This is a genomic window from Holdemanella hominis, assembly GCF_014306155.1.
GTDB lineage: Bacteria > Bacillota_I > Bacilli_A > Erysipelotrichales > Erysipelotrichaceae > Holdemanella > Holdemanella hominis.
This window is the reverse complement of the sequence record NZ_JACRWH010000012.1, coordinates 19,674-44,519: the sequence shown is the minus strand read 5'-3', so window position 1 is coordinate 44,519 and position 24,846 is coordinate 19,674. Positions and strand designations below refer to the sequence as shown.

Here is a 24,846-nt window from a genome sequence, read left to right as displayed (position 1 = left end):
AGTTTCCTTGTCTCTGTTTGTGTTTTGGGTTTTCACAAATTACCATCACACGTCCTTTGCGTCGAATTACTCGACACTTGTCGCAGATTGGTTTAACAGATGGTCTTACTTTCATCTTTCTTCCTCCTACGTAATGATTCACGTATTTTAATGGCCCTGCTAAAATGCGTATGTGTACATGCGGATTTTAACAGAAACGTGAATGTATAAATCGCAAGCAAAGTTGCGCTTATATATTATAAGCGCAACTTACTTGTTTTTCAAGGCTTCTTTTAATTCTGGCCAAATTTCTTCCATAGATTTTGACGCATCAATTTTTGAAACCATATTTTTTTCTTCATAATATGCGATTACTGGTTCAGTATTCTTTGCATATTCATCTAAACGAACCTTTAAGCTTTCTTCGTTGTCATCTTTACGTTGTGTTAATTCACCACCGCAAACATCACATACACCATCAAGTTTTGCTGGTTTTGAATAGATGTTGTAGATTTCTCCACAATTTTTACAAGTACGACGACCTGTAATACGACGAGTTAATTCGTCAAATGGAACATCCATATAAACAATTTTTTCAACTGCTAAATCTGTTCCATTAGTCATTTCTTCAAAAGCTTTTGCCTGAGCCAAAGTTCTTGGATATCCATCTAATAAATATCCGTTCTTTTTATCTTCCAAAGTGTTTAAGTAATCCTTAACCATTTTGTTTGTAATTTCATCAGGTACTAATAAACCTTTTTCAGAATATGCTTTTGCTTGTAGACCCAATTCAGTTCCACCAGCAATATTTGCACGGAAAATATCTCCTGTAGAAATATGATTCAAATTGAATTCTTCTTTGATCTTAGTAGAGAATGTTCCCTTACCAGAACCAGGAGCTCCCATAATAAATATATTCATATCTATTCTCCTGAAGATCTTAGTCTTCGTAATATTTCTTGTAAGATTTTTGAGTAATCAATCCTTGTACTTGACGTACTGTTTCAATAGCAACACCAACAACGATAATCATTCCTGTTCCACCCAAAGCCATTGAGCTTGGAAGATCAGGCCAAATTAATGGCATGACATGTGGCATAACAGCAATAAATGCTAAAGCAACAGATCCTAATACTGTAATTCTTGATAAAACTCGGTTAATATAGTCTTTTGTTTCCGAACCTGGTCGAACACTAGGAATATATGATCCGGATTTACCCAAGTTTTCAGCAACTTTTTCTGGATTAATTTGCATCTTCGTATAGAAGAATGTAAAGAATAAAATCAATAATACATAAATTACAAGTGAATACCATGTTTGCAATCCTAACCATTTTTGCATTTCTTTAATGAAATCATTTGATGGAAAGAATGATGCAATTTGAATTGGTGCCATCATCAATGAACTAGCAAAGATGACCGGAATAACACTTGCTGAATTGACTTTCAATGGCAAGTAGTTTGCTTCACTTGGTTTACTCAATGAAATTGAACTTGATGTATATTGAATTGGAATTCTTCTTTCCGCTGTATTAATCAACGTAACAAAGATAATAATTAATAAGTATATTAATATATACGCAGCAAATAACCAAGCTCCATAGGAAGGCGCAGACTCACCTGAAATTAAGCTTGACCATGCACTAGAGAATTGTTGCGGCATACGCCCAACAATACCAGCCATAATTACCATGGAAATACCATTTCCAATACCTTTCATGGAAATTTGGTCTCCAATCCACACTAAAAACATGCTTCCTGCTGCAAATATTGTTGCAATATATAAAATCTTACTGATTGTAACACCGCCGACAATCAAACCTGTATATGCTTTTGAAAAACCATATACTAATGAGAATGATTGCACAAAGGCAAACACGACCGCAAGATATCTTGTGTACTTGTCTAATGTTTTACGACCATTAGCCCCTGCTTTACTCAACTCTGTTAAGTGAGGAATAACGTCCATACTTAATAACTGAATAATGATAGAAGCTGTGATATAGGGAGTAACTCCTAAAGCGAAGACAGAGAACTGTTCAAGTCCTCCACCTCCTAATAGATTTAACATTGCGAACAATGAGTTTTCCCCAAGACCATTTACTAAATCTGTTGTATTTACATCAGGTACAGTAATGGCTGATCCCAAACGATAGACAAGAAAGGCAAATAGGGTGAATAGAATCCTATTGCGGATATCCTTATTCGTCCACATTGCCTTTATCTTGCCTGCCATATTATAGAACCTCTACTTTTCCGCCTGCTTTTTCAATTGCTTCTTTAGCTGACTTAGAGAACTTAACTGCTTCAACAGTTAATTTTTTAGTTAACTCACCGTTACCTAAAACTTTAAGTCCAGAAAGTTCTTTATTAATAATACCAGCTTCAATTAAAGCTGCTGCATTAACAGTTGCTCCATCTTCGAAACGATTTAATGTTTCAACGTTAACGATAGCATATTCTTTACGGTTGAAGTTAGTGAATCCACGTTTTGGTAAACGTCTTGCTAATGGTGTTTGACCACCTTCAAAACCTAAGCGAACTCCTCCACCTGATCTTGATTTTTGACCTTTTTGTCCACGACCGCTAGTTTTCCCGTTCCCGCTTCCAGGTCCACGACCAACACGGTTACGTTCTGTGCGAGTTTCGGCTAAATTCATTGTATGTAATTTCATCTGATTTACCTCCTATTACCCGCGAATTTCTTCTGGCTTCTTACCACGAAGCGCAGCAACGCTTTCTACAGTTCTTAAGTTCTGTAATGCATCAACTGTTGCACGAACAACGTTGATTTTTGTACGTGATCCTAAACATTTAGTTAAGATATCAGAGATACCTGCAAGTTCAAGGATTGCACGAGTTGCACCACCAGCGATAACACCAGTACCTTCGATAGCTGGACGCATGTATACAGATCCTGCACCATATCTACCAGTGATTTCGTGAGGGATTGTTGTACCGATTACTGGTACTGTGAAGATGTTTTTCTTAGCATCTTCAACGGCTTTTTTGATTGCATCAGGAACTTCGTTAGCTTTTCCTGTACCAATACCTACACGGCCTTTACGATCTCCAACTACAACTAACGCAGCAAAACGGAAACGACGTCCACCTTTAACTACCTTAGTTACACGGTTGATTGAGATTACTTGTTCTTCAAATTCTTTTTGGTCTCTTTTTGGTTTTCTATCCATTGCCATTGTGCGACCTCCTAAAATTCCAAGCCAGCTTCACGAGCTGCTTCTGCTAAAGCTTGTACACGACCAGCGTAAACATATCCACCACGGTCAAATACAACCTCTTTAATATTCTTTTCTAGTGCGCGCTTAGCAATTTCAGTTCCTACCAAACGAGCTGCTTCCACGTTTCCACCATTTTCTAATTTCATGTCAACACTTGAAGCACTGACCAATGTGTTTTGGTTAACATCATCAATGATTTGAACATGGATATGTGCGTTACTTCTGAATACGCATAAACGTGGGCATTCTGGAGTTCCGCTAATTTTTGTACGTACACGTTTGTGACGACGTACACGAGTTTCATTACGTGATACTTTAGTAAACATTTTTGATCTCCTTTCCCACTACTATTTCTTACCTGCTGTTTTACCTTCCTTACGACGGATGATTTCACCAACATAGCGAATACCTTTTCCTTTGTAAGGTTCTGGTCTACGAACAGCACGAATATTTGCTGCAAATTCACCAACTTCTTGTTTATCGATACCTGCAACTTTGATAGTTGTAGCAGTTGGACAAGTTACTTCTAAGCCTTCTTTAACTGGCATCTCAACTTGGTGAGAATATCCAACGTTTAAAGTTAATACGTTTCCTTTCATTGCTGTACGGAATCCGATACCAACTAATTCTAAGTCTTTAGTGAATCCTTCAGATACACCAACTACCATGTTGTATAACAAAGCACGAGTTGTTCCGTGTAATTGTTTTGTGTGTTTTTCGTCATTTGGACGTTTTACAGTGACAACATTATCTTCTACGTGGATTTCCATCAAAGAAGAGAATGTACGTGTTAAAGAACCCTTAGGTCCTTTAACAGTCACCTCATTCCCAGCAGCTACTTCAATAGTAACTCCTGCAGGAACGGTAATCAGTTTATTCCCGATACGTGACATTACGTTTTATCCTCCTATATATTTATTACCAAACGTAAGCAATAACTTCTCCACCTAAGTGGTTCTTTCTTGCTTCTTTGTCAGTCATCATTCCATTGCTTGTAGAAATGATTGCGATACCTAATCCGTTTAATACGCTAGGTAAGTTTTCAACCTTAGCATAAACACGAAGACCAGGTTTAGAAATACGACGTAAACCGCTGATAACTTTTTCATTGTTAGGTCCGTATTTCAATTCGATATTCAAAGTTTTCTTAACATCGCCTTCAACGTTGAAGTCTACGATGAAACCTTCGTTTTTCAAAATTTGAGCAATTGCTTTCTTTTCATTGCTCGCTGGCATACTGACAGAGGCATGCTTTTGTTGCAAAGCATTGCGGATTCTAGTCAGCATATCCGCAATAGGATCAGTCATAATCATATGCAATATACCTCCTTACCAACTAGCCTTTTTAACTCCAGGAATTTGACCTTTGTAAGCCAATTCACGGAAGCAAATACGACATAATTTGTACTTTCTTAATACAGAGTGTGGACGACCACAACGTTCACAACGAGTGTACTCACGAACTTTAAATTTTTGAGGACGCTGTTGTTTGTTAATCATTGATTTCTTTGCCATTTAAAAGCTCCTCCTACTTTTTGAAAGGCATACCCATTTGAGTTAATAATGCCTTTGCTTCTTCGTTTGTTTTCGCTGATGTAACGATTACGATGTCCATACCACGAGTACGGTCTACTTTATCGAAATCAATTTCAGGGAAAATGATTTGTTCTTTAATACCTAATGTATAGTTTCCACGACCATCGAAGCTAGTATCGCTAACTCCACGGAAGTCACGTACACGAGGTAATGAAATGTTGAATAGCTTATCTAAGAATTCATACATTTTTTCTTTACGTAAAGTAACTTTACATCCAATTGGCATACCTTCACGTAATTTGAAGTTCGCAATTGATTTTTTAGCCTTTGTTACAACTGGAGCTTGACCAGTAATAGCTGTTAATTCTTCAACAGCTTCGTCTAATAATTTAGCGTTAGTGATAGCATCACCTACACCAATATTAATAACTACTTTTTCAACGTGAGGTACTTCCATGACAGATTTGTATTCGAAATCTTTCATCATTTGAGGGACAACTACGTTTTTATATTTTTCTTGTAAACGATTCATCTTCTACCCTCCTACTTCACTTCGTTACCGCTCTTTTTGAAGACGCGTGTTTTTACATTTTTACCATCTACAACTTCAACTTTTGTTGTAATACGGCTAGCAACTTTTGCTTTTTCATCATAAAGCATTACATTTGAAACGTGGATTTTAGCTTCTTTTTCAACAATTCCACCTTCTGGATTTGCTTGAGTTGGTTTCAAGTGTTTTTTTACCATGTTAACACCTTCAACGACAACTCTGTCTTCCTTAGGGAATACAGCTTTTACTTCACCGATTGTGCCTTTGTAAGCACCTGTAATAACTTTTACTTTATCACCTTTTTTAATTCTCACTTAGACACACCTCCTATAATACTTCTGGCGCAAGAGATACGATCTTCATGAAGTCTTTATCACGTAATTCACGAGCAACTGGACCGAAGATACGAGTTCCCTTTGGCGTCTTGTCATCTTTAATGATTACACATGCGTTATCATCAAATTTGATGTAAGTTCCGTTTTCACGACGAACACCACGACGTGTACGTACGATTACGGCTTTAACTACATCACCTTTTTTTACGGATCCACCAGGAGTAGCCTGTTTAACAGCACATACAACGACATCACCGATGTTTGCAAATTTTCTTACGCTACCGCCTAAACAACGGATAACTAAAACTTCTTTAGCTCCAGTGTTGTCAGCAACGCGCATACGACTTTCGTTTTGAATCATTGCTTTCTCCTCCTAGTATTAACCACGAGCCTTTTCAACGATTTCAACTAAACGGAAACGTTTTGTAGCAGATAATGGACGAGTTTCCATAATTACTACTTTATCTCCGATACGTGCTTCGTTGTTTTCATCGTGAGCTTTAAATTTCTTAGAATATTTAACACGTTTTCCATATAATGGGTGTGTTTTTTTAGTTTCTACCATAACTGTGATAGTTTTGTCCATTTTATCAGACACAACTGTACCACGGTATACTTTACGAGCGTTTCTTTCCATAGATACGTCCTCCCTACTCTTGGCCAGCGTTTTCACGCTCTGTCAATACAGTTTTAATACGAGCAATTGTTTTCTTTACAGTTTTTAAACGAGCTGTATTTTCTAACTGTCCTGTGGCTTGCTGGAAACGAAGGTTAAAAAGTTCATCTTTAAGCGTATCGATTTCCTGAAGAAGCTCTTCATTTGTTTTTTCGCGGATTTCTTTAGCTAACATTACTTCACTTCTCCTTTTCTAGCAAAACGAGTCTTAACTGGTAATTTGTGAGCAGCAAGACGTAAAGCTTCACGAGCTACTTCTTCACTTACTCCACCAACTTCGAACATTACACGTCCCGGTTGAACTACTGCTACCCATCCTTCAGGAGCACCTTTACCAGAACCCATACGAACCTCTAGAGGCTTTTTAGTACGCGCCATGTGAGGGAAAATACGAATCCAAACATTTCCTCCACGTTTCATATAACGTGTCATAGCAATACGAGCTGCTTCAATTTGACGGTTACTTACATAGTTTCCTGATTCAGCAACCAATCCATATTCACCAAAGTCAATAGTACGACCTGCTTTTGAACGACCTTCGTAGCTCAAACGGTGAGGACGACGATACTTTGTACGTTTAGGCATTAACATTATTCGTTACCTCCTTTTTCTGCAGGTGCTGCAGCTTTAGCAGCATCTTTAGGGGCACGGTTTGAACGAGCATCTGGACGACGACGTCCTTTTCCTTTACGCATTGGGCGTTGTTTTGGAGCTTCTGGTTCTTTAACCATTTCACCAGGTAATACTTCACCACGGCAGATCCAAACTTTTACACCTAAACGACCATATTGAGTCGCCGCTTCTTCCCAAGCATAGTCAATATCACTACGAAGTGTATGTAAAGGAACAACTCCTTCTGAATATCCTTCAGTACGTGCCATATCAGCTCCACCAAGACGTCCAGATACAGCAGTTTTGATACCTTTTGCACCAGCACGCATAGTGTTTTGAATAGCTTTTTTCTGAGTTGCACGGAAAGATTTACGTCCTTCCAATTCGTTAGCAATCCAACGAGCTACTAAACGAGCATCTAAGTTAGGATTAGCAACTTCTACAACGTTAATTTGTACGTTCTTTGCAGAAGCGATTTTTGAAACTTGTTTTTTCAATCCTTCGATTGATTTTCCATCTTGACCGATTACTACACCAGGGTGTGCAGTACGGATGATAACTGTCATACGACCCTTAGTACGTTCGATTTCGATACGAGAGATTTGAGGGTCTGCCTTACGTTTGTCGACAGCTTCGTTTGATAATTTAACGTAGTATGCTTCAACCAATTCACGAATCTTAACATCTTCCAATAATAATGTTCCGAATTCTTTATCGTCAGCGTACCATCTTGATTGCCAGTCACGAATGACTCCGACACGCATTCCAATTGGACTTACTTTCTGTCCCATAGCTTACCTCCTACTCTTTTTCAGCCACTACAACTGTAATGTGGCTTGTACGTTTGTGAATAGCACTCGCACTACCTTTCGCACGAGGCATGAAGCGTTTCAAAGTAATTCCTTCGTCAGCCCAGCAAGCCTTCACATATAACTTGCTTTCATCCAAATCGTTATTGTTAACTGCGTTAGCAACAGCTGAGTGCAATACTTTACCAACAAGGTATCCACCTTTGTTAGGTAAGAATTTCAAAATAGCAGCTGCTTCTTCTACGTCTTTTCCACGGATCAAGTCTAAGACTAGTCTTGCTTTACGAGGTTGAATACGTAGAGTTTTTGCGGTAGCTTTTACTTCCATTTCTTCTCCTCCTACTATCTAGATTTCTTATCATCTGATCCATGACCAGTGTATTTACGTGTTGGAACGAATTCACCTAATTTGTGTCCAACCATGTCTTCTGTTACATAAACAGGAACATGTTCCTTACCGTTATAAACGGCAAATGTGTGTTCAACAAATTGAGGGAAGATTGTAGAACGACGGCTCCAAGTTTTAATAACTTCTTTTTTTTCAGTTTCGTTTAATGCAACAACCTTTTTCATCAAATGGTCATCACAGAAAGGTCCTTTTTTCAAACTACGACTCATTGTATCTTACCTCCTTGCCTACTTACCATTACGACGACGTACAATTAATTTTGTACTAGCCTTCTTGTTACGACGAGTTTTAACACCCAATGCTTTTTTACCCCAAGGAGTCATTGGTGATTTACGTCCGATAGGAGTACGTCCTTCACCACCACCATGAGGGTGATCATTAGGGTTCATTACAGAACCACGAACAGTTGGGCGAATACCTCTCCAACGGTTACGTCCTGCTTTACCATAGTTAACTAAGCTGTAATCTTCATTACCAACTGTACCTACAGTAGCACGGCAATTAGCCAATACTTTACGAACTTCACCAGAAGCTAAACGTAAAGTTACATATTTTTCTTCAATACCTAAGATCTGAGCTGAACATCCAGCACTACGAGCCATCTGTCCACCTTTACCAGGTTTCAATTCAACGTTGTGAATGAATGTACCTTCAGGCATGTTTTTCATTTCGCAGCAGTTACCAATTTTGATATCTGTTTCTGCTCCTGATACAACTGTCATACCAACCTTCAAATCTTTTGGAGCGATGATATAACGTTTTTCACCATCAGCATAGTTTAACAATGCAATGTTTGCTGAACGGTTTGGATCGTACTCGATTGTAGCAACACGTGCAGGCACGTTGTCTTTGTTACGTTTGAAATCGATGATACGGTAAGTTCTTTTGTGACCAGAACCTTGGTGACGTGTAGTAATACGTCCTGTGTTGTTTCTTCCACCTTTAGATTTCAATGGAGCTAACAAACTTTTTTCTGGTTTAGATGCTGTGATTTCATCTTTAGCCAAAGTTGTCATTCCACGACGTCCAGGTGTCATTGGTTTATACTTCTTAATTGGCATAAACTTAATTTTCCTCCTTATCGCAATATTTATTCAGGAAATAGCGTCTTCTCCCTGATTATTCTTCAGAACCGAACAATTCGATTGTTTGTCCTTCTTTAATTTTTACAATAGCTTTGTGTACAACGCTTGTTTTTCCAACATAACGACCTACACGTTTTGTTTTTGGTTTGCAGTTCATTGTATTTACTTTTACAACTTCTACATTGAATGCAGCTTCAACAGCTTTAGCAATTTCAATTTTGCTAACACCCTTAACTACTTCAAAAGTTACTTTGTTATCTTCAGCCATCATCTTCATAGTTGCTTCAGTGATGATTGGGCGGATAATTACGTCTCTGTAATCTTTCATTATGCCAATGCCTCCTCAACTTGTTTTACGGCAGCGCTTGTCATAACAACTTTGTTTGCATTTACTAAATCGTAAGTGTTGATTGCAGAAGCAGACATTACTGTAGCTCCAGCAATATTACGTGCTGATAAGTAAACGTTTGTTGCATCTTCGCTATCTGCAACAACAAACAATGTTTTCTTAGGCGCTTGGATAGCTTCAATAATTGAAACAAATGTTTTTGTTTTTGGTTCAGCAATTTCAAATTTATCCAAAACGCTGAATGCTGTTTCTTGAACTTTTTCGCTCAATGCAGATTTAACTGCTAAACGGCGAACTTTTTTGTTAATGCGGTATGCATAGTTACGTGGAGTAGCTCCGAATACAGTTCCACCACCTCTAAATTGAGTAGCACGGATAGAACCTTGACGAGCACGTCCCGTACCTTTTTGACGGTAAGGCTTGCGTCCACCACCAGAAACTTCGCTACGACCCTTAGTGTCAGCAGTTCCTTGACGACGGCTTGCCATTTGCATCACTAATGCATCATACATAGCCTGTTGGTGTGGTTCAATTCCGAAAACAGCATCGTTCAATTCGATTGAACCAACAACTGCACCAGCTTGGTTAATTACGTCGATAGTAGCCATTATTGAACCTCCTTATTTACAGTATAGTCAACTAAAGTAACAGGTTCTTTATCTCCCTTGCTAGTTTTAGCAGTACGTACCATTACGCAACCTTTTCTAGGTCCAGGAACGTTACCTTTAATTAACATATAGTTGTTTTCTGTATCAACTTTAATAACTGTCAAGTTTTGATTTGTAGTAGTATATCCACCTTCTTGACCAGCCATGATAGTACCCTTCATAATACGTCCTTGACGTGAAGTAATACCGTTTGTAGCTAATGAACCGATGTGACGAATGTTCTTAGATCCACCGTGAGTCTTTGGACCTTGGTGAGCATTGTTACGAACGATTGTACCGTTGTAACCTTTACCTTTACTTGTACCGATTACATCTACTGTTTCTCCTGCGGCAAAGATATCAACGTTAACTAAATCTCCAACGTTTACGTCCATGTCACAGTCGCGCACTTCCTTAATGAAACGCTTTGGACTTGTATTTGCTTTTTTACAGTGTCCGATGTTTGCTTTAGTTGTGCGTTTTTCTTTGATTTCTTCAAATCCTAATTGAACTGCGTTGTAACCATCTGTTTCAACTGTTTTCTTTTGTAAAACAACGTTTGGTGTTACTTCAACTACAGTTACCGGAATCAATACACCATCTTCAGTGAAGACTTGTGTCATTCCTAATTTTCTTCCTAATAGTCCTTTCATCATTGACACCTCCATTAAAGTTTAATTTCGATGTCGACACCGCTAGGAAGTTCAAGTCTTTGTAAAGAATCAATCGTTTCCTTGTTTGGTGCAACAATCTCAATCAAACGCTTGTGCGTACGAATTTCAAATTGTTCACGTGAATCTTTGTATTTGTGAACCGCACGAAGAATTGTTACTACCTGTTTTTCTGTAGGTAACGGAACTGGTCCTACAACCTTTTTAGCTCCGTGTTTTGTCGCAGCTTCGACAATTTTCTTTGCACTATCATCTAAGATTCTGTGCTCATACGCCTTTAAGCGAATTCTCATAGTATTTTTTGCCATGTTTAACTCCTTTCGTTTATTCTAGATAAACATGCTCCATGCGAATTACCTGGCCACACCCATGACAACGGTTCTCAGTGGGTCAGCAACCTCGCACTTCATCGCAAGCTCCTGTATTCTAACACATATATTTCATGCATTCAACCCCTAAATTAAAAAAATTAATAATTCTTTTAAATCCCTTATTTATCGTGTTTTAAAACGTTTTGTTTTTTATTTTTTTAACTGTTTCCAAAAAATAACTGTGACAACTGATATCAGTGGGTCTCAAATATTGTTTTAATTAATAAAAATACACCTATTTTTTCAAAACATGTAAAAAAGCATCTGTTTTTAATCAACAGACGCTAACCAATCCTCTAAATTGTGACAATATGTATCATGATCATCCACAAAACACATATGACGACATTCTGGCATTAAATGCCATTTTGCATTTTTAATTCCATCATACATAGTTTTGGCAACTAATGGCGTACACAAATCATTCGTTCCACTTATTATTAGTGCCGGAACTTGAATTTCGTTCAATCGATTTGTATACTCAAAATCCTTCAAAGTTCCAAGCGGCGTATATTCATTAGGTCCCCAGCCAATTAAATAGGCACGAGTCCCAGTTTTCTTTTCTCTTTTAACACATTCTGGCGTACCTTCATCAAATGGCCCTGCACAATGAAGCTGCATATAATGCTCATTAGCCAATTGATATTGATCAGATTCATAGTCTTCACTTAAAATTGCTCGTTGCTCATCATCCGACATAAATGAAATCATACGATGTTGCTCTTTAGCCCATAGTGACGCTGAAGATAATGTACTCGAAAGAATCAAAGACTTCAATCTCGTGCTTTTCTTTTCAATCGCATAGGCAATTGCTAACATACCACCCCAGGATTGTCCCAACAAATGACAAGATTCAATATTTAAATACTCCATCAACGCTTCAAGTTCTTCCATCCACGTATCTTGATTCCACAATTCATCATGACCTTCTACAAATGATTTACCACAGCCAAGTTGATCGTACATAATCACTTTTCTTCCCGTCTTGGCAATACAATCCAACACTTCAAAATAATTATGAGTTGACCCTGGTCCTCCATGTAAACAAATCAATGGAGTCTTATCTCCTCCATCCACAATACGATAGTATGTTTTAAAGCCCTTAAACGGCATATATCCATCATTTATTTCCATTTTAATCACCATTCACTTATTCCATCATTATATTCACTGCAACAATCTATCCAATATTCCTTATTAACACGAATTGTATCCGTGAATTCTTCATAATCTTCTTTTGATAATCGATAAAACTTTTTAAGACTTGCGATTATTGACTTAACTGTATCCTGTGTGATCCACATACACTTACGTATGAAAAAGTATCCAAAGAAATCACGTAAGTATTCATCCTTACAACCATTTTCCATAGTTAAAGCATCTTCTCTCAACAAAAAATCGTTTAAATAAAAATCTACATTTCCATAATGACGCTTTATTGTTTTATCAACAAATCCCTTTTTTGAAAGTACATCTACAAATCCTTCAATATACTTTGTGTTAATTTTGCAAATTTCATCGCATTACTTTTCGAATTTCTCAAAATCTATCATATCATTTCTTTTGTAGATATATATTCATATCTACATCTCCTTCTATTCCATTCACTTGACCTTTATTTGAATATTGCCATATATCAAATTTATCCTCCATCGGGCAACTTGTTGTATAACTCGCTAGCCAAATCGGATATTTTGATATTCTTTCAAAATCATAATTTTGATATAACCAAGTCATATTTCCATATATCATTGGTTGATATCCAGCTTCTTTGATCTTTTTACAAAACCGTAGGGCCAGCTTCGTTCTTTGTTCTAGAGACAAATCATCAATTCTTCCACCCTGATCAAATTCTTCCATATCATAAACAACCGGCATTTGAATCTTATATCCCTTAATTTTATTCAACACTAAATCTACTTCTTCATCAATCTCTTCAGCCGAAATTGCACTCGAGAAAAAATAAGCACCTACCTTAAGATGATTCTGAATAGCTTGTTGAATATTTGTATTAAAATATTCATCTTCATGTAAGATTCCCTCTTGGGCACCACGATAACCTATCCTTAACATCGCAAACTCAATTCCATCCGTCTTTACTGCTGCCCAGTCAACAGCTCCATTATGGCTTGATACATCAATTCCAGTGGATACCTTATACGAAGAATCTTTATATGTCATTAATCCATTTTCCAAAGAAAATAAATTTAAATCATAATAGCTCTTTTCTTCTATTACCGATTCTTCTTGTGTAAACAACATGTAAATCACATAAACACTACCACTCACAATTAAAATAGGAATCAATATAAGAATTAAAATTCTACTTAATTTAACTTTTCTTCTCATACCCCAATGACCTTAAGAATTTCTAAGCTTGCATTTCTTGACATAATAGGACTTTCAATCAAACCACTCTCTATACAAGTACATGCATGTTCGATTTCACCAGTAAAATCCGATTTCTGTTCTACCACAATCTTTTTATCATTCATTACAAGTTCTGTATTCTTCCAAAAATTCTTACAAGTAACGCTACCCTTTGTACCATATATATGAGCTGTATTTTCCATATCCACATCCCAACTTGTTGCGATATGTGCCACGCACCCATTTTCATATTCAATCAAAGCTTCATCCTGAAATCGAGATACTTTCAATATTGAGCTATTCGCCATTCTATTTGCATAACAAATAGGGTAAACCCCAATATCAAACATACATCCAGATCCTGGCTGGTTAAAATGCCAGTCTGAAATTGTTTCTGTCAGTTTTGTTGCATATTGAGCATCCATTGATTTTATTTCACCAATTTCTTCATTTGAAATCATTTCAAATAATTTTTGATTTAATGGTGTGAAAACCGTTTTATGGGCTTCCATTAAAAAGCAGTTTTGTTGGTGTGCATAATCAAAGCATGCATGTAATTCTTCACTAGATACACACATTGGTTTTTCGCAAACTACATGTTTATGATTTGCCAATGCCAGCTGAATATGTTTGGCATGCAAATAATTTGGCGTACAAATATATATCATATCTATATTTGTATCCTGCAACATCTTCTCATAGTTATCGTAAGCTTTTTTTGCCCCATACTCCTCTTTAAAAGCATCCGCTTTTTCTATACTAGAAGAACATACTGCATATAGATTCGCATTACGTGAAAACAAAACACCTTGTATTACGCGACGGCTAATACCACCTAAGCCATAAACTCCAATTTGTACCATTCTATTCACCTTCTTTTTAAGATTACTTTAAGCTCTTCTCCTTATTCTATATATAGAAATAAGCAGTTACCTCATTTACTCACTATACTTATCTCTTTCTGCCTATTTCTTTCATATATGACAAACGTCCATGGAATTACTCCATGGACATCTTATTGTATGCAGTTTTTGCCATTTGCACATATCCCTCATCACTTGGATGTAAGTGATCTCCACTATCAAATGCATCTTGCATTTTATGTCCATCGCAAATATCTTTATCAAAATCAATCACGCCATCAATTTCATCCGTTGTACGAATCCATTCATTGACTTCATTACGCAAGTTCTCTCTAAAATATGCATAAGTACGCCAACCTTCAATCGGAATCAACGTCCCAATATAGACTTTCATTCCTAATGATTTCGCGTGCTTTACATATTTTCTTAAACCCTCAATCAATTCCTGACTTGACGGAAGATCTTGCCATGGTCTAAATTCATTCTTTTCAACACCGACTGGATGAATAATATCATTTATTCCTTGCAGAATAATTAAAGTATCACTTCCAGCCACATGCATCTCGTGACCAAATCGATAATCTCCTTTTAACCCATATGCTTCATACTGTACACAAGAATATTGTCTTAAAATACGTGTACCACTAACGGCTTTTCGAACTACAGACACTTTTTTATTATTTTCCCACATTAACTTCTGTAAATAATCAGGCCAATCCTGCGAAGTAATAGAATCACCATAACAAGTAATAACTTTATATTCCGGTTCTGTCAAAACAGCCACTTCGCTTAAGAAAAACACCCATGGGGTCTTCATGCTTGAAGCATGATCCATAATACCTGCATGAGAGAAATCACCTTCTCCAAAATAACCCGAACTTAATGGTCCTTGTGTATATACGCCACAACGTAAGTGGGTGAATTCTTTTAAATAGAAACTAATTGCGATTGTTTCTTGTTCATGCACTTTAAAATCCAATGGATCGCTGTAACATTGTTCTCCCACATCAAGATGAAGTCCTTTTGAACCATTAAAAGTAATATCCACAATGGATGTTGAATCTAAATCACGTCCACTAATAACTCGTCCAATTGTGATTGAATCAAAGACCACGCCTTCTTTTCCTGTAAAGTTATCTAAACAAATACGTATCTTATCCCCTTTGAATGTCGATTTCATAGGATAACGCAATGTGATATTCTTTGCGTATTGACTAGGCTTATGTGTCACAATCGACATTGCCTGTCCATATATCGCCTTAAATTCTTTTTCCATAGTTGACCTCCAAATTATTTATTATCTATTTCTACATTCATAAAACACATGTTTTTATCCACAAATAATCATACATGAAACGTTGCAAAAATCCAAACATATACCTTATTATATAAAAGAAGTTGAGGAAATAATGCATGAGTAAATTAGAAAATTATTACGGTAAATTTTGTGAAGACAAAAGATTACTATCAAGACACGGTCAAGTAGAATATACAACAAGCATGAAATACATCCATAAATATTTAAAGTCTGAAGATCGCATATTGGATATTGGAGCCGGAACCGGCAGGTATAGCGTTGCCTTAAGTAATGAAGGATATCAAGTCGATGCGATTGAACTTGTTAAATATAATCTTGGTGTTTTAAAAGCTAAAAAAAGCAATGTGAAAGCCTATCAAGGAACCGCTTTAGATTTATCAAGATATCAAGATAACACTTTTGACATCACCCTATTATTTGGACCTATGTACCACTTATTTAGTTATGAAGATAAATTAAAAGCATTATCCGAAGCTAAACGCGTTACAAAAAAAGATGGAATTATTTTTGTAGCTTACGTTATGAATGAATATAGCGTCTTAGTCCACGGCTTTCGAGATGGACACATCAAAGAATCATTAGCAGCAAAAAAACTCGATGAAACATTTCAAACGCAGACAAATATAGATGATTTATATAGTTACATTCGTCTAGATACAATCAATCAATTAAATAAAGAGATAGGTTTAGAACGAATCCAAATTATTGCCGCTGATGGTCCAAGCGATTATATGCGTCCTATCTTAAACAAGATGGATGATGAAACATTTGAATTGTTCATCAAATATCATCTTGCCACATGTGAAAGACAAGAGCTAATTGGTGCAAGTTCACATACAATAGATATACTAAAAAAATAATGTCACTTTTGTGACATTATTTTCATATTATATATTCCATTGTTAAAACGACTAAACAACATGCAATGGATACTTGAAATAAGCCGTTATCTTTCCAAGCCAACATAATTCCAACTATTAGCGCTGCAAATCCTGCTAACTGAGAATTAGTTTCATATAATATAGTAGGAAAGGTCATCACAGCCAAAGTCACATAAGGAATATAATATAGAAATGACTGAACATATATATTGGTAATGGGTTTATTAAAAAGTGTTAACGGCAAGACACGAATCAAATATGTGACAACCGTCATTGTAGCTACATACATCATTAGATTAGACATTTTCTTCCTTCTTTCTAGGTTTTATAATGGCCGCTGCCATTGAAATTATGATTATTAATAAAGTGGTTCTTGTTCCACCTGAGATTGTCACATCCTTACAAATGTAACTCAATAAGAAACTTATAATAATGAGTAGTCCAATCATACGATCTTTTTTGCCTGAGGAATACTAATAGCCAAAAAAATACCATATAACGCAACACTTAAACTCGCTACAATTTTTGTAGGAAGACTATTACCAGCAACTATTCCCGATGCAGTTCCTAGTGCCCAACATGGAAGTGCCACCAAATATGTACCATATATATTTATGATTCACTTTCCCTTCGTGATTGATTGCCAAGCCAAATAATTCATCTGTTAAATCAAAACCAATACACATCCTATGAAGCAGATTCGTTTTTTCTTCGATTTATTGACTGAGCGCAAAGCTCATTAAGAAATAGCGAGCATTACTGACTAAAGTCATGATAACCATCTGAATGAAAGTACCATGTGTACTAATCATTAAAAAGACAGCATATTCTCCTGCCGATGCAATTATGAATAGGCTAGTCAAAAAACCTTGTATTGGTGATAAGCCTACATTTTTTGCGATGATTCCTAATGAGAAGGAAACCGCAAAGTATCCCATTCCTACCGGAATACTATCTTTGATTCCTTTTTTAAACTCCATAATCTCACTCCTTATTTCTATGCATTATAAGAATCGAATTGTTATTTGTAAATCAAATATTTATAATACTTCCATAAGAAAATGTGATAGATATGAATCTAACAAAATATGATATTTTTTCAAAGTATTAGAAACAAAAACAATTAGTCAAGTTGCTAAAGATCTTGGCTTTTCACAAAGTGCAGTTTCTCAAACAATAAAATCTTTAGAAGAAGAATTAGAAACCACTTTATTCATTCGACAAAAACGTGGTGTCATTCTTAGTAAAGATGGACATGCATATATTCCCTATTTAAAATCTGTTCAGGCAAGCCTTGATAATCTTCGTACTAAAAAGCAGGAAATGAAAGGGGTGGACCAAGTCACATTAAGAATTGGTACATTCACAAGTGTATCTCGACATCTTTTGCCTTCATTAATGGAAAAATTCATTGAAATGTATCCAAACATACAATTTGAACTGTATCAAAGTGAATACACAAATATTGAACAACAATTATTAGAAGGAAGTCTTGATTTAGGATTCACTTGTATTGATGCCATCCAGCGAGTTCAATATCAAGAATTGTATTATGATGAAATGTTTGCGTTGGTGCCACAAAGTCATGTGTTAGCTAATTATGAAGTATTAAGCATGAAACAAATCGCAAAGTACCCTTTCATTCAATTAGATGAGGGAGAATATTCTTTGCCAATAAAAACATTCCAAAATCTAGGATTACATGTACAGATTAAACACAAAGTATATGATGAATTTACTATTTTAGCTATGATACGACAGAATTTAGGTATTTCTATACTTTATCAAAACGCTTTGAGCGACTATGATGATTTGTGTTTGATTCCAATACAAGAAAATCTATTTCGTCATGTTGGATTCGCCTATAATAATTACGATACTTTATCTTATGCAAGTAAGACATTTCTAGATTTCATTCTTAGAAAGACACCAGAAATTCTTAAAAATAAGGATAGTTTTCATATTATTTAAATTTAACATAGTTTTTATACTGTTAAGGTTGACTCACTTACTAATTTATATTATTCTTTTCACGTACATAAAGATATACGGTAGGTGAGGTTACCGCAGGGATTTGGATTTCCTAAGATTACTGCCGCAAAGTTGTGGAGACACAACTCGTTGGTCAGCAGGCTAAGTCGCAAAGGCTTGGCTTAATGTAATTAATATGCCCTGTGATACTAAAGCTTGAACGGTGATACTTAGGTTAATGACGTCATTGTTTAGGCAATGGCGTTTTCTTTATATAAGGAGGTGAGGCTTGTATGTGTACGGATCCGGATGGGAATAGTTTGAATTATTTAAAGAAAGCAGAGGTACATAATTATGATGAACAAAGAAGAATTCATTCAATTACTACAAGACAAAAAATACAAAACTGCACAAAATATACTTTCCGAAATGAACGATATGGATACAGCTGCCTTTTTAGAAGAGTTAGATGCGAAAGAATGTGCTTTGGCATTCCGTTTAATTTCTAAAGAAAAAGCTGCCAATGTATTCTCATGCATGAGTTCGAAGATGCAGACATATCTGGTAGACATGTTTTCAGAAACTGAATTAAAAGAACTATTAGATGATCTTTATATGGATGATACAGTAGATATGTTAGAGGATCTACCTGCAAACTTAGTAACGCGTATTTTGAAAAACTTAGATTCAAATAAGCGTTCAACCATCAACAAACTTTTAAAATATCCTGAAGACAGTGCCGGTTCAATCATGACGACTGAATATGTCACATTGAAAAAAACAATGACTGTAAAACAGGCCATGAACCATATTAAAGATATTGGTATTCATAAGGAAACTATTTATACTTGTTATGTCACAGAAAATAAAAAATTGATTGGTATTGTGACAGCTAAAAGCTTAATGACGAGTGATGATGATGAAAATATCACAAATCTAATGAATACGAACATTATTTCTGTACACACTCATACAGATCAGGAGCAGGTTGCTCACTTATTTAGAAAATATGACTTGATTGCGATGCCCGTACTTGATAGTGATGGATGTCTTGTTGGTATTGTTACATTTGACGATGCCATGGATGTTATGGTTGATGAAACCAACGAAGATATTTCTCGTATGGCTGCCATGGAACCCAATGAAAAAACATATTTTGAAACTACGGTTTGGCAACAAGCAAAACACCGTATCTTATGGCTACTTGTCTTAATGTTTTCTGCCACAATCACAGGAAGTATTATCACCCGATATGAAAATGCCTTCAGCGCCGTACCATTACTAGTATCTTTTATTCCAATGTTGATGGATACAGGTGGAAACTGTGGATCACAGAGTTCAACTTTGATTATTCGTGGTTTAGCTTTGGGAGAAATTCATTTTAAAGAAATTTTTAAAGTTATGTTTAAAGAATTTAGAATTTCACTTGTTGTTGGATTTATTTTGGCTGCAGCTAATGGTTTACGTATTTTCATTCAATACCAAAACTTTAATATCGCAATTGTCATTGCCCTTTCATTAATGATTGTTGTTATTGTTGCAAAATTAATTGGTTGTATTCTTCCATTATTTGCAAATAAGATTGGTGTAGATCCAGCTATTATGGCCAGTCCATTAATCACAACAATTGTAGATACTTGCTCTATTCTAGTTTATTTCAATATTGCAGTACATGTTTTTAATATCGTAGTTTAAGAGATGAGAAATCATCTCTTTTTTTCATAGCACGAAAAAAAGAACCTCAATTGAGATTCTTTTATCGAAAAATATAATTATTTAAATTAGATATCCATATCTTTTTGAGCAGCAGTTACAATAGCCATCTTGTAGATTTCATCTGAAGTACATCCACGAGATAAGTCATTGATTGGCGCGTTCAATCCTTGTAAGATTGGTCCAACTGCTTCATATCCACCTAAACGAGCAGCAATTTTGTATCCAATATTTCCACTTGACAAGTTAGGGAAAATAAAAGTATTTGCATGTCCAGCAACTTTTGAATTAGGAGCTTTTAAACGAGCAACTTCTTCACTTACTGCACAGTCAAATTGCATTTCTCCATCAATATCAAAATCAGCAATACGACGCAAACGATCACTTGCTTCAGTCATCTTAGCAACGCATTCACCTTTTGCACTACCCATTGTTGAGTATGATAATAATGCAACTTTTGGTTCTACACCAAATTGACGAGCTGAGTTAGCTGTTTGCATAGTGATTTCTACTAAATCATCTGTATTAGGGTTAATGTTGATTGAGCAGTCACCCATGATCAATTGAGATTCTTCTTTAATTAAAATGAAGCAAGAAGAAACTAATTGGTTTCCTGGAGCTGTTTTAATCAATTGTAATGCTGGACGTACAGTATCTGCAGTAGAGTATGTAGCACCACCTAATAAACCATCGGCATATCCCATTTGAACTAACATAGTTCCAAAATAGTTTGTACTCTTCAATGCTTTACGAACTTTTTCTTCGTCCATTTTACCACGACGTAATTCGACCATTTTGTGGACCATTTCATCCATGTGATCAAAGTTATTTGGATCGATTTGTTCGATTCCTTCAACATTTAAACTATTCTTTTGTGCACAGCCAGCAATTTCTTCTGGAGTTCCTAATAATACTGGGCGTACAACATCATTATTTTTCAAATCAATAGCTGCCTTTTGTACACGTGGATCCCAACCTTCGGTAAATACGATTCGTACTCCCTTTCCTTGGACCTTTTTTTCTAATTCATCAATAATCATAACTTTAACTACCTCTTTTCTATCAAAGTATAGTCCAAAAATGCTTTATTTACCACAAAAACAATGTGAACTTTTTCTCATAGTTTATCTACAAAATCTGTATACATTAAATAACATATTGTTTATATATCGTATACATTATGTATAAATTGTAATTATTTTACACACAAATGTAAATTAATGTAAATTTTACTTGCATTTTTCATTGTAAAGTTTTACACTAGTGACATCACAAGAAGGGATAGGTGCAAATTATGAAAACAAGTCACTATTTAAAGAAGGCCGGTGCCGTATGTATGGCAGCTGCAATGATGACTGGTTGTGCTGGTGGATCATCTGGTGCAAATGGTAAAACGTTGACAGTTGGCTTAAACACAGGTTTCAATGGAATTTTCTCTCCATTGTATTATCAAACTGTATATGATGATTACGTTATTGAAATGGTTTATCAAAGTATGTTGAGCTATGATCGTGATAATCAATTACAACCAGAACTTGCTACTGAACAACCAACTATTAGTGAGGATGGATCAACATTAACATTCAAATTGAAAAAAGGAGTGAAATTCTCTGATGGATCTAAATTGGATGCAGATGATGTTGTATTGACATTTACAGCTATGGCTGACCCAAGCTATACTGGTCGTTTCTCAACGTATGTTGATTACTTAGAAGGTTATAAAGAATATCACGAAGGAGATGCCGAAACTCTAAGTGGTGTTGAAAAAATCGACGATTACACAGTTGCCTTCCACTTGGCAACACCAAGAATCGACGCGATAAGCCAAGTTGGTACATTCCCAATCATCTCTAATTCACAATTCAAAAAATACAAAAAAGGTGATACAAAGATGTTTGAAGACAAGGCTAGTAAACCAATTGGTACTGGACCATATGTATTGAAAAACTTCCAAAAAGATTCAGCCGCCACATTTGTTAAGAATGATAAATTTAAAGCTGAAGATGGAGAATACCAAATTGATAATGTTGTAATGAAGATTTGTGATACTTCAACAGAACTTCAAGAACTTCAAAAAGGAACTGTTGATTTATTACCACAAGCTGATAACGCTGATAAAGTTGGTACTGCAAGTTTAGATAAGAACTTAACTTACAACAACTACGCATCAAGCTCAATGCAATACTTTATTTACAACTGTGAAGCTGGAGCCACTGCAGATCCTGCTGTACGTCAAGCATTAACTTATGCGATTGACCGTCAATCATTTGTTGATAGCTACTACTCATTCTCTAAAGGAAGTAAAGATGTTAAGAAAACTCAACCTGGTTTCGTTCCAGTATTAATGGCTAACCCAATTTCATCACAATTAGGTGATATCATTACTGGTAAAGAAAAAGATGACAACATGACTTACTATGATTATGACATCGAAAAAGCTAAACAAATCTTAGACGATGCTGGTTGGACTGTAGGAAGTGATGGAAAACGTGAAAAAGATGGACAAAAATTAACTGTTCGTATGGTTTCTACAAAAGGTAAAGATCAATTAGATACAATACTTCCAATGCTAGAAAAAGCTTGGGGCGATGAACTTGGCGTTGATTTCAAGACAAACTTAAGTGAATTCAACACAATGGTTGCAACAGTTCAAGGTGATGATACAGTTAACGATTGGGAAGTATCTTACATGGGATGGCAATTTAGTTCAGGTGATGACACTGGTATCAACTTATTATGCCAAACTGGTCAAACAGATAACACAGCTCGTTTATCAGATCCTGATTTAGATGCATTGTTAGATACTGCATTACATACAACTGATCAAGCTGCAAGTACTGCTGCTTATAAGGAAGCTTATGAAAAAGTTTCTGCTTTATGTCCATATGTAGCAATCAATGGTTTAAGTTACTATGATCTATACAACAAAAAGATCAAAAACTTAGATACAGCTGCATTGTATGACTTCGTTAAAGCGTTAGACAAAGCTACAATTGAATAACAATTAAAGAGATCTGTTGACAGATCTCTTTTTAATACATATAATTCAATTACATACAGAGTAAAAATATGTGCGTTAAGTGTCTTTAACACGGGGAGTTGGTTAAGGAACGAAAAGTTATTCTTGCGGTACATATTTTGCATCCCGCTGTTGTGATCGAAAAAATTAAAGACTTTCTTTTTTTGTATCGCAATATGGAAAAAAGGAGGTCTTTTTATATATGAATCAATACTTTGTAATGTTAAAAGAAAATGCACGCTCATTAAAAAACGTGCGTGTTATCGTAGGTGTGGCATTATTTTTTGCCCTAAATGTTATTCTTAACTTGTTTGGATCCATCCAAATCACAAACCAGTTAAAAATAGGCTTTGCATCCATTGCGATAGCTGCTAGCTGCTTACTTTATGGACCCATTCCAAACTTAGTGCTTGCACCATTATTAGATTTAGTCAATTACATGGTTAAACCTGTGGGTGCATATTATCCGATCTTTATGATTTCAACTATGGCAAGCGCATGTATTTTTTCAGCTTACTTCTATAACTGCGAAAGAATCACTTGGGTTCGCGTCATCTTATGTCGAATAACATATGATGTAGTTGTCAGTTTATTTCTAAACACACTATTTACATCTATGTTGTGGGGAACTCCATTCTTAGTTATTGCGAGTCCTAAATTAATCAAAAACTTAATTTCATTACCATTCCAAGTCGTTATTTTATATTTAGTAATGAAAACATGTATTCAATTAAAGCCAAAGGTGAACCGTTAATAGGTCCACCTTTTTTACTGCAATTTAAACATGTCTTTTTTAGCTCCACAAACTGGACATACATAATCATCTGGTTCACTTTCAAAATCATCACCATCATATACATATCCACAAACACTACATACCCACTTTTCTTCTTTTCTGTATGTAGGTGCTTTTGCCGGTGCGCTTTGTTTTAATACATTATGATAATATGCATAGGTCATTGGTTTACCAGAATCACCTTTCTTGGCATCAACGACTTTTGCCAAGAATACAAAGTGTGTTCCTGCATCCATCTGACTTTGTACTTCACACATCATGTATCCTAACGCATCATCTACAACAGGCAATTCTCTAAACAAATGATGATTCAACTTCGCCCACTTATCTTTATCTTTTCCTGTTTGAAAACCTAAATCCGTAATCACTTGTGAATCTATTGTTTCAGGCAAGATTGATAAAGAAAAATACTTATTTTTTTCAATCAAAGAACAAGTATAATTATCCTTGTTCATGCTCAAGGCAATTAGCGGTCCTATCGTAGAAACCTGAAATACAGTATTCACAATACATCCGCATTCGCGCATGCCGTCTTTTACACCCACGGCATACATACCATAAGAAAGATCATACAAAACTGTGTTGTCCATAAGAACACCTCCCTTGTTACTTCTATTGTAGCAAGTTTAATGGTTATATGCTAT

The 24,846-nt window shown here is 35.8% G+C and carries 38 protein-coding genes, 1 pseudogene and 2 riboswitches; of the genes and pseudogenes, 6 read left to right on the top strand and 33 right to left on the bottom strand.

What is annotated here, in order from left to right; translation table 11 throughout:
- The 28 genes from rpmJ to H8911_RS04680 all read right to left on the bottom strand — a co-directional run.
- Positions 1–115, bottom strand: a 115-nt coding sequence (gene rpmJ / locus H8911_RS04815) for a 50S ribosomal protein L36 (RefSeq protein ID WP_003866328.1), incomplete at its 3' end; no start/stop codon positions are given.
- A gap of 134 nt (positions 116–249) precedes the next feature.
- The gene (locus H8911_RS04810; RefSeq protein WP_186998860.1) at positions 250–900 is read right to left on the bottom strand and encodes an adenylate kinase; all 651 of its coding nucleotides are present in this window, start codon (positions 898–900) and stop codon (positions 250–252) included.
- 19 nt (positions 901–919) lie between these two features.
- Complete coding sequence (gene secY / locus H8911_RS04805) at positions 920–2,215, bottom strand: preprotein translocase subunit SecY (protein ID WP_118114948.1); 1,296 nt, start codon at positions 2,213–2,215, stop codon at positions 920–922.
- 1 nt (position 2,216) lies between these two features.
- Positions 2,217–2,654 (bottom strand): 50S ribosomal protein L15, encoded by a 438-nt coding sequence (gene rplO, locus H8911_RS04800; RefSeq protein WP_117572744.1) that lies wholly within the window; start codon positions 2,652–2,654, stop codon positions 2,217–2,219.
- 15 nt (positions 2,655–2,669) lie between these two features.
- Positions 2,670–3,179, bottom strand: a complete 510-nt coding sequence (gene rpsE, locus H8911_RS04795) for a 30S ribosomal protein S5 (protein WP_117572743.1) — start codon at positions 3,177–3,179, stop codon at positions 2,670–2,672.
- Positions 3,180–3,190: 11 nt separating this feature from the next.
- Positions 3,191–3,547: a 50S ribosomal protein L18 gene (rplR, locus tag H8911_RS04790; protein ID WP_003864828.1), complete on the bottom strand. Its 357-nt coding sequence runs from the start codon at positions 3,545–3,547 to the stop codon at positions 3,191–3,193.
- A gap of 21 nt (positions 3,548–3,568) precedes the next feature.
- Entirely contained in the window at positions 3,569–4,114 is a 546-nt protein-coding gene (gene rplF / locus H8911_RS04785) for a 50S ribosomal protein L6 (protein ID WP_117924992.1), read from the bottom strand.
- Between the two features lie 25 nt (positions 4,115–4,139).
- Entirely contained in the window at positions 4,140–4,535 is a 396-nt protein-coding gene (gene rpsH / locus H8911_RS04780; RefSeq protein ID WP_117572739.1) for a 30S ribosomal protein S8, read from the bottom strand.
- 15 nt (positions 4,536–4,550) lie between these two features.
- Entirely contained in the window at positions 4,551–4,736 is a 186-nt protein-coding gene (locus H8911_RS04775) for a type Z 30S ribosomal protein S14 (protein ID WP_003864831.1), read from the bottom strand.
- Between the two features lie 13 nt (positions 4,737–4,749).
- Positions 4,750–5,289 (bottom strand): 50S ribosomal protein L5, encoded by a 540-nt coding sequence (rplE, locus tag H8911_RS04770; RefSeq protein ID WP_003864832.1) that lies wholly within the window; start codon positions 5,287–5,289, stop codon positions 4,750–4,752.
- 11 nt (positions 5,290–5,300) lie between these two features.
- Complete coding sequence (gene rplX, locus H8911_RS04765; RefSeq protein WP_117924990.1) at positions 5,301–5,621, bottom strand: 50S ribosomal protein L24; 321 nt, start codon at positions 5,619–5,621, stop codon at positions 5,301–5,303.
- Positions 5,622–5,634: 13 nt separating this feature from the next.
- Complete coding sequence (gene rplN / locus H8911_RS04760) at positions 5,635–6,003, bottom strand: 50S ribosomal protein L14 (RefSeq protein ID WP_003864834.1); 369 nt, start codon at positions 6,001–6,003, stop codon at positions 5,635–5,637.
- Positions 6,004–6,021: 18 nt separating this feature from the next.
- Positions 6,022–6,279 carry a 30S ribosomal protein S17 gene (gene rpsQ / locus H8911_RS04755; protein ID WP_117572735.1) on the bottom strand — a complete coding sequence of 86 codons (258 nt, stop codon included), beginning with the start codon at positions 6,277–6,279 and terminating at the stop codon, positions 6,022–6,024.
- A 13-nt stretch (positions 6,280–6,292) separates the two neighbouring features.
- Entirely contained in the window at positions 6,293–6,493 is a 201-nt protein-coding gene (gene rpmC / locus H8911_RS04750) for a 50S ribosomal protein L29 (protein ID WP_003864836.1), read from the bottom strand.
- Complete coding sequence (rplP, locus tag H8911_RS04745) at positions 6,493–6,909, bottom strand: 50S ribosomal protein L16 (protein WP_003864837.1); 417 nt, start codon at positions 6,907–6,909, stop codon at positions 6,493–6,495. The genes rpmC and rplP overlap by 1 nt, the downstream gene beginning before the upstream one ends.
- On the bottom strand, positions 6,909–7,721 hold the full coding sequence (gene rpsC / locus H8911_RS04740; RefSeq protein WP_117924988.1) for a 30S ribosomal protein S3: 813 nt from the start codon (positions 7,719–7,721) through the stop codon (positions 6,909–6,911). Before rpsC ends, rplP begins: the two co-directional genes overlap by 1 nt.
- A 10-nt stretch (positions 7,722–7,731) precedes the next feature.
- Positions 7,732–8,067 carry a 50S ribosomal protein L22 gene (gene rplV / locus H8911_RS04735; RefSeq protein ID WP_117572731.1) on the bottom strand — a complete coding sequence of 112 codons (336 nt, stop codon included), beginning with the start codon at positions 8,065–8,067 and terminating at the stop codon, positions 7,732–7,734.
- 14 nt (positions 8,068–8,081) lie between these two features.
- Positions 8,082–8,357 carry a 30S ribosomal protein S19 gene (gene rpsS, locus H8911_RS04730; RefSeq protein WP_186998859.1) on the bottom strand — a complete coding sequence of 92 codons (276 nt, stop codon included), beginning with the start codon at positions 8,355–8,357 and terminating at the stop codon, positions 8,082–8,084.
- An 18-nt stretch (positions 8,358–8,375) separates the two neighbouring features.
- Positions 8,376–9,209, bottom strand: coding sequence for a 50S ribosomal protein L2 (rplB, locus tag H8911_RS04725; protein ID WP_117924986.1), 834 nt, complete (start codon positions 9,207–9,209; stop codon positions 8,376–8,378).
- A gap of 58 nt (positions 9,210–9,267) precedes the next feature.
- Positions 9,268–9,561, bottom strand: a complete 294-nt coding sequence (rplW, locus tag H8911_RS04720; RefSeq protein ID WP_186998858.1) for a 50S ribosomal protein L23 — start codon at positions 9,559–9,561, stop codon at positions 9,268–9,270.
- Positions 9,561–10,190 carry a 50S ribosomal protein L4 gene (rplD, locus tag H8911_RS04715; protein ID WP_117572723.1) on the bottom strand — a complete coding sequence of 210 codons (630 nt, stop codon included), beginning with the start codon at positions 10,188–10,190 and terminating at the stop codon, positions 9,561–9,563. Before rplD ends, rplW begins: the two co-directional genes overlap by 1 nt.
- Positions 10,190–10,882, bottom strand: a complete 693-nt coding sequence (rplC, locus tag H8911_RS04710) for a 50S ribosomal protein L3 (RefSeq protein WP_117925007.1) — start codon at positions 10,880–10,882, stop codon at positions 10,190–10,192. Before rplC ends, rplD begins: the two co-directional genes overlap by 1 nt.
- Before the next feature lie 14 nt (positions 10,883–10,896).
- Positions 10,897–11,208: a 30S ribosomal protein S10 gene (rpsJ, locus tag H8911_RS04705; RefSeq protein WP_003864845.1), complete on the bottom strand. Its 312-nt coding sequence runs from the start codon at positions 11,206–11,208 to the stop codon at positions 10,897–10,899.
- Between the two features lie 333 nt (positions 11,209–11,541).
- Positions 11,542–12,405 carry a proline iminopeptidase gene (pepI, locus tag H8911_RS04700; protein WP_186998856.1) on the bottom strand — a complete coding sequence of 288 codons (864 nt, stop codon included), beginning with the start codon at positions 12,403–12,405 and terminating at the stop codon, positions 11,542–11,544.
- 5 nt (positions 12,406–12,410) lie between these two features.
- Positions 12,411–12,665 (bottom strand): hypothetical protein, encoded by a 255-nt coding sequence (locus tag H8911_RS04695; RefSeq protein WP_186998855.1) that lies wholly within the window; start codon positions 12,663–12,665, stop codon positions 12,411–12,413.
- Positions 12,666–12,825: 160 nt separating this feature from the next.
- Positions 12,826–13,620, bottom strand: coding sequence for a glycoside hydrolase family 25 protein (locus H8911_RS04690; protein WP_117924980.1), 795 nt, complete (start codon positions 13,618–13,620; stop codon positions 12,826–12,828).
- Positions 13,617–14,504, bottom strand: coding sequence for a Gfo/Idh/MocA family protein (locus tag H8911_RS04685; RefSeq protein ID WP_186998854.1), 888 nt, complete (start codon positions 14,502–14,504; stop codon positions 13,617–13,619). The genes H8911_RS04690 and H8911_RS04685 overlap by 4 nt, the downstream gene beginning before the upstream one ends.
- A gap of 136 nt (positions 14,505–14,640) precedes the next feature.
- Entirely contained in the window at positions 14,641–15,780 is a 1,140-nt protein-coding gene (locus H8911_RS04680; RefSeq protein WP_186998853.1) for a GDSL-type esterase/lipase family protein, read from the bottom strand.
- Positions 15,781–15,917: 137 nt separating this feature from the next.
- On the opposite strand from H8911_RS04680, the gene H8911_RS04675 reads away from it, so the two are divergent.
- On the top strand, positions 15,918–16,682 hold the full coding sequence (locus H8911_RS04675; protein ID WP_186998852.1) for a class I SAM-dependent methyltransferase: 765 nt from the start codon (positions 15,918–15,920) through the stop codon (positions 16,680–16,682).
- A gap of 22 nt (positions 16,683–16,704) precedes the next feature.
- Here H8911_RS04675 and H8911_RS04670 read toward each other — a convergent pair whose 3' ends face one another.
- The 3 genes from H8911_RS04670 to H8911_RS12410 form a co-directional block, all read right to left on the bottom strand.
- On the bottom strand, positions 16,705–17,007 hold the full coding sequence (locus H8911_RS04670) for an AzlD domain-containing protein (protein ID WP_186998851.1): 303 nt from the start codon (positions 17,005–17,007) through the stop codon (positions 16,705–16,707).
- A gap of 141 nt (positions 17,008–17,148) precedes the next feature.
- Positions 17,149–17,295 (bottom strand): ABC transporter permease family protein, encoded by a 147-nt coding sequence (locus tag H8911_RS12415; RefSeq protein ID WP_222620956.1) that lies wholly within the window; start codon positions 17,293–17,295, stop codon positions 17,149–17,151.
- Between the two features lie 124 nt (positions 17,296–17,419).
- Positions 17,420–17,683: an AzlC family ABC transporter permease gene (locus H8911_RS12410; protein ID WP_217256500.1), complete on the bottom strand. Its 264-nt coding sequence runs from the start codon at positions 17,681–17,683 to the stop codon at positions 17,420–17,422.
- A 124-nt stretch (positions 17,684–17,807) separates the two neighbouring features.
- On the opposite strand from H8911_RS12410, the pseudogene H8911_RS12910 reads away from it, so the two are divergent.
- The 3 genes and pseudogenes from H8911_RS12910 to mgtE form a co-directional block, all read left to right on the top strand.
- Positions 17,808–17,945, top strand: a pseudogene (locus H8911_RS12910) (LysR family transcriptional regulator); the annotation flags it as partial.
- Positions 17,946–18,026: 81 nt separating this feature from the next.
- A complete protein-coding gene (locus tag H8911_RS04655; protein WP_186998850.1) occupies positions 18,027–18,674 on the top strand; it encodes a LysR family transcriptional regulator substrate-binding protein in 648 nt (215 codons plus the stop codon).
- 69 nt (positions 18,675–18,743) lie between these two features.
- Positions 18,744–18,910: riboswitch (M-box (ykoK) riboswitch) on the top strand.
- Between the two features lie 118 nt (positions 18,911–19,028).
- Positions 19,029–20,369, top strand: a complete 1,341-nt coding sequence (gene mgtE, locus H8911_RS04650; RefSeq protein ID WP_217256499.1) for a magnesium transporter — start codon at positions 19,029–19,031, stop codon at positions 20,367–20,369.
- Positions 20,370–20,455: 86 nt separating this feature from the next.
- Here mgtE and pta read toward each other — a convergent pair whose 3' ends face one another.
- A complete protein-coding gene (pta, locus tag H8911_RS04645; RefSeq protein ID WP_186998849.1) occupies positions 20,456–21,427 on the bottom strand; it encodes a phosphate acetyltransferase in 972 nt (323 codons plus the stop codon).
- Positions 21,428–21,681: 254 nt separating this feature from the next.
- Here pta and H8911_RS04640 point away from each other — a divergent pair, with 254 nt between their 5' ends.
- Positions 21,682–23,388, top strand: a complete 1,707-nt coding sequence (locus tag H8911_RS04640) for an ABC transporter substrate-binding protein (protein ID WP_186998848.1) — start codon at positions 21,682–21,684, stop codon at positions 23,386–23,388.
- Positions 23,389–23,442: 54 nt separating this feature from the next.
- Positions 23,443–23,540: riboswitch (THF riboswitch) on the top strand.
- A 68-nt stretch (positions 23,541–23,608) separates the two neighbouring features.
- The gene (locus tag H8911_RS04635) at positions 23,609–24,160 is read left to right on the top strand and encodes a folate family ECF transporter S component (protein ID WP_186998847.1); all 552 of its coding nucleotides are present in this window, start codon (positions 23,609–23,611) and stop codon (positions 24,158–24,160) included.
- Positions 24,161–24,174: 14 nt separating this feature from the next.
- On the opposite strand, the gene H8911_RS04630 is transcribed toward H8911_RS04635, so the two are convergent.
- Complete coding sequence (locus H8911_RS04630; RefSeq protein WP_117924964.1) at positions 24,175–24,792, bottom strand: flavin reductase; 618 nt, start codon at positions 24,790–24,792, stop codon at positions 24,175–24,177.
- Between the last annotated feature and the right edge of the window lie 54 nt (positions 24,793–24,846).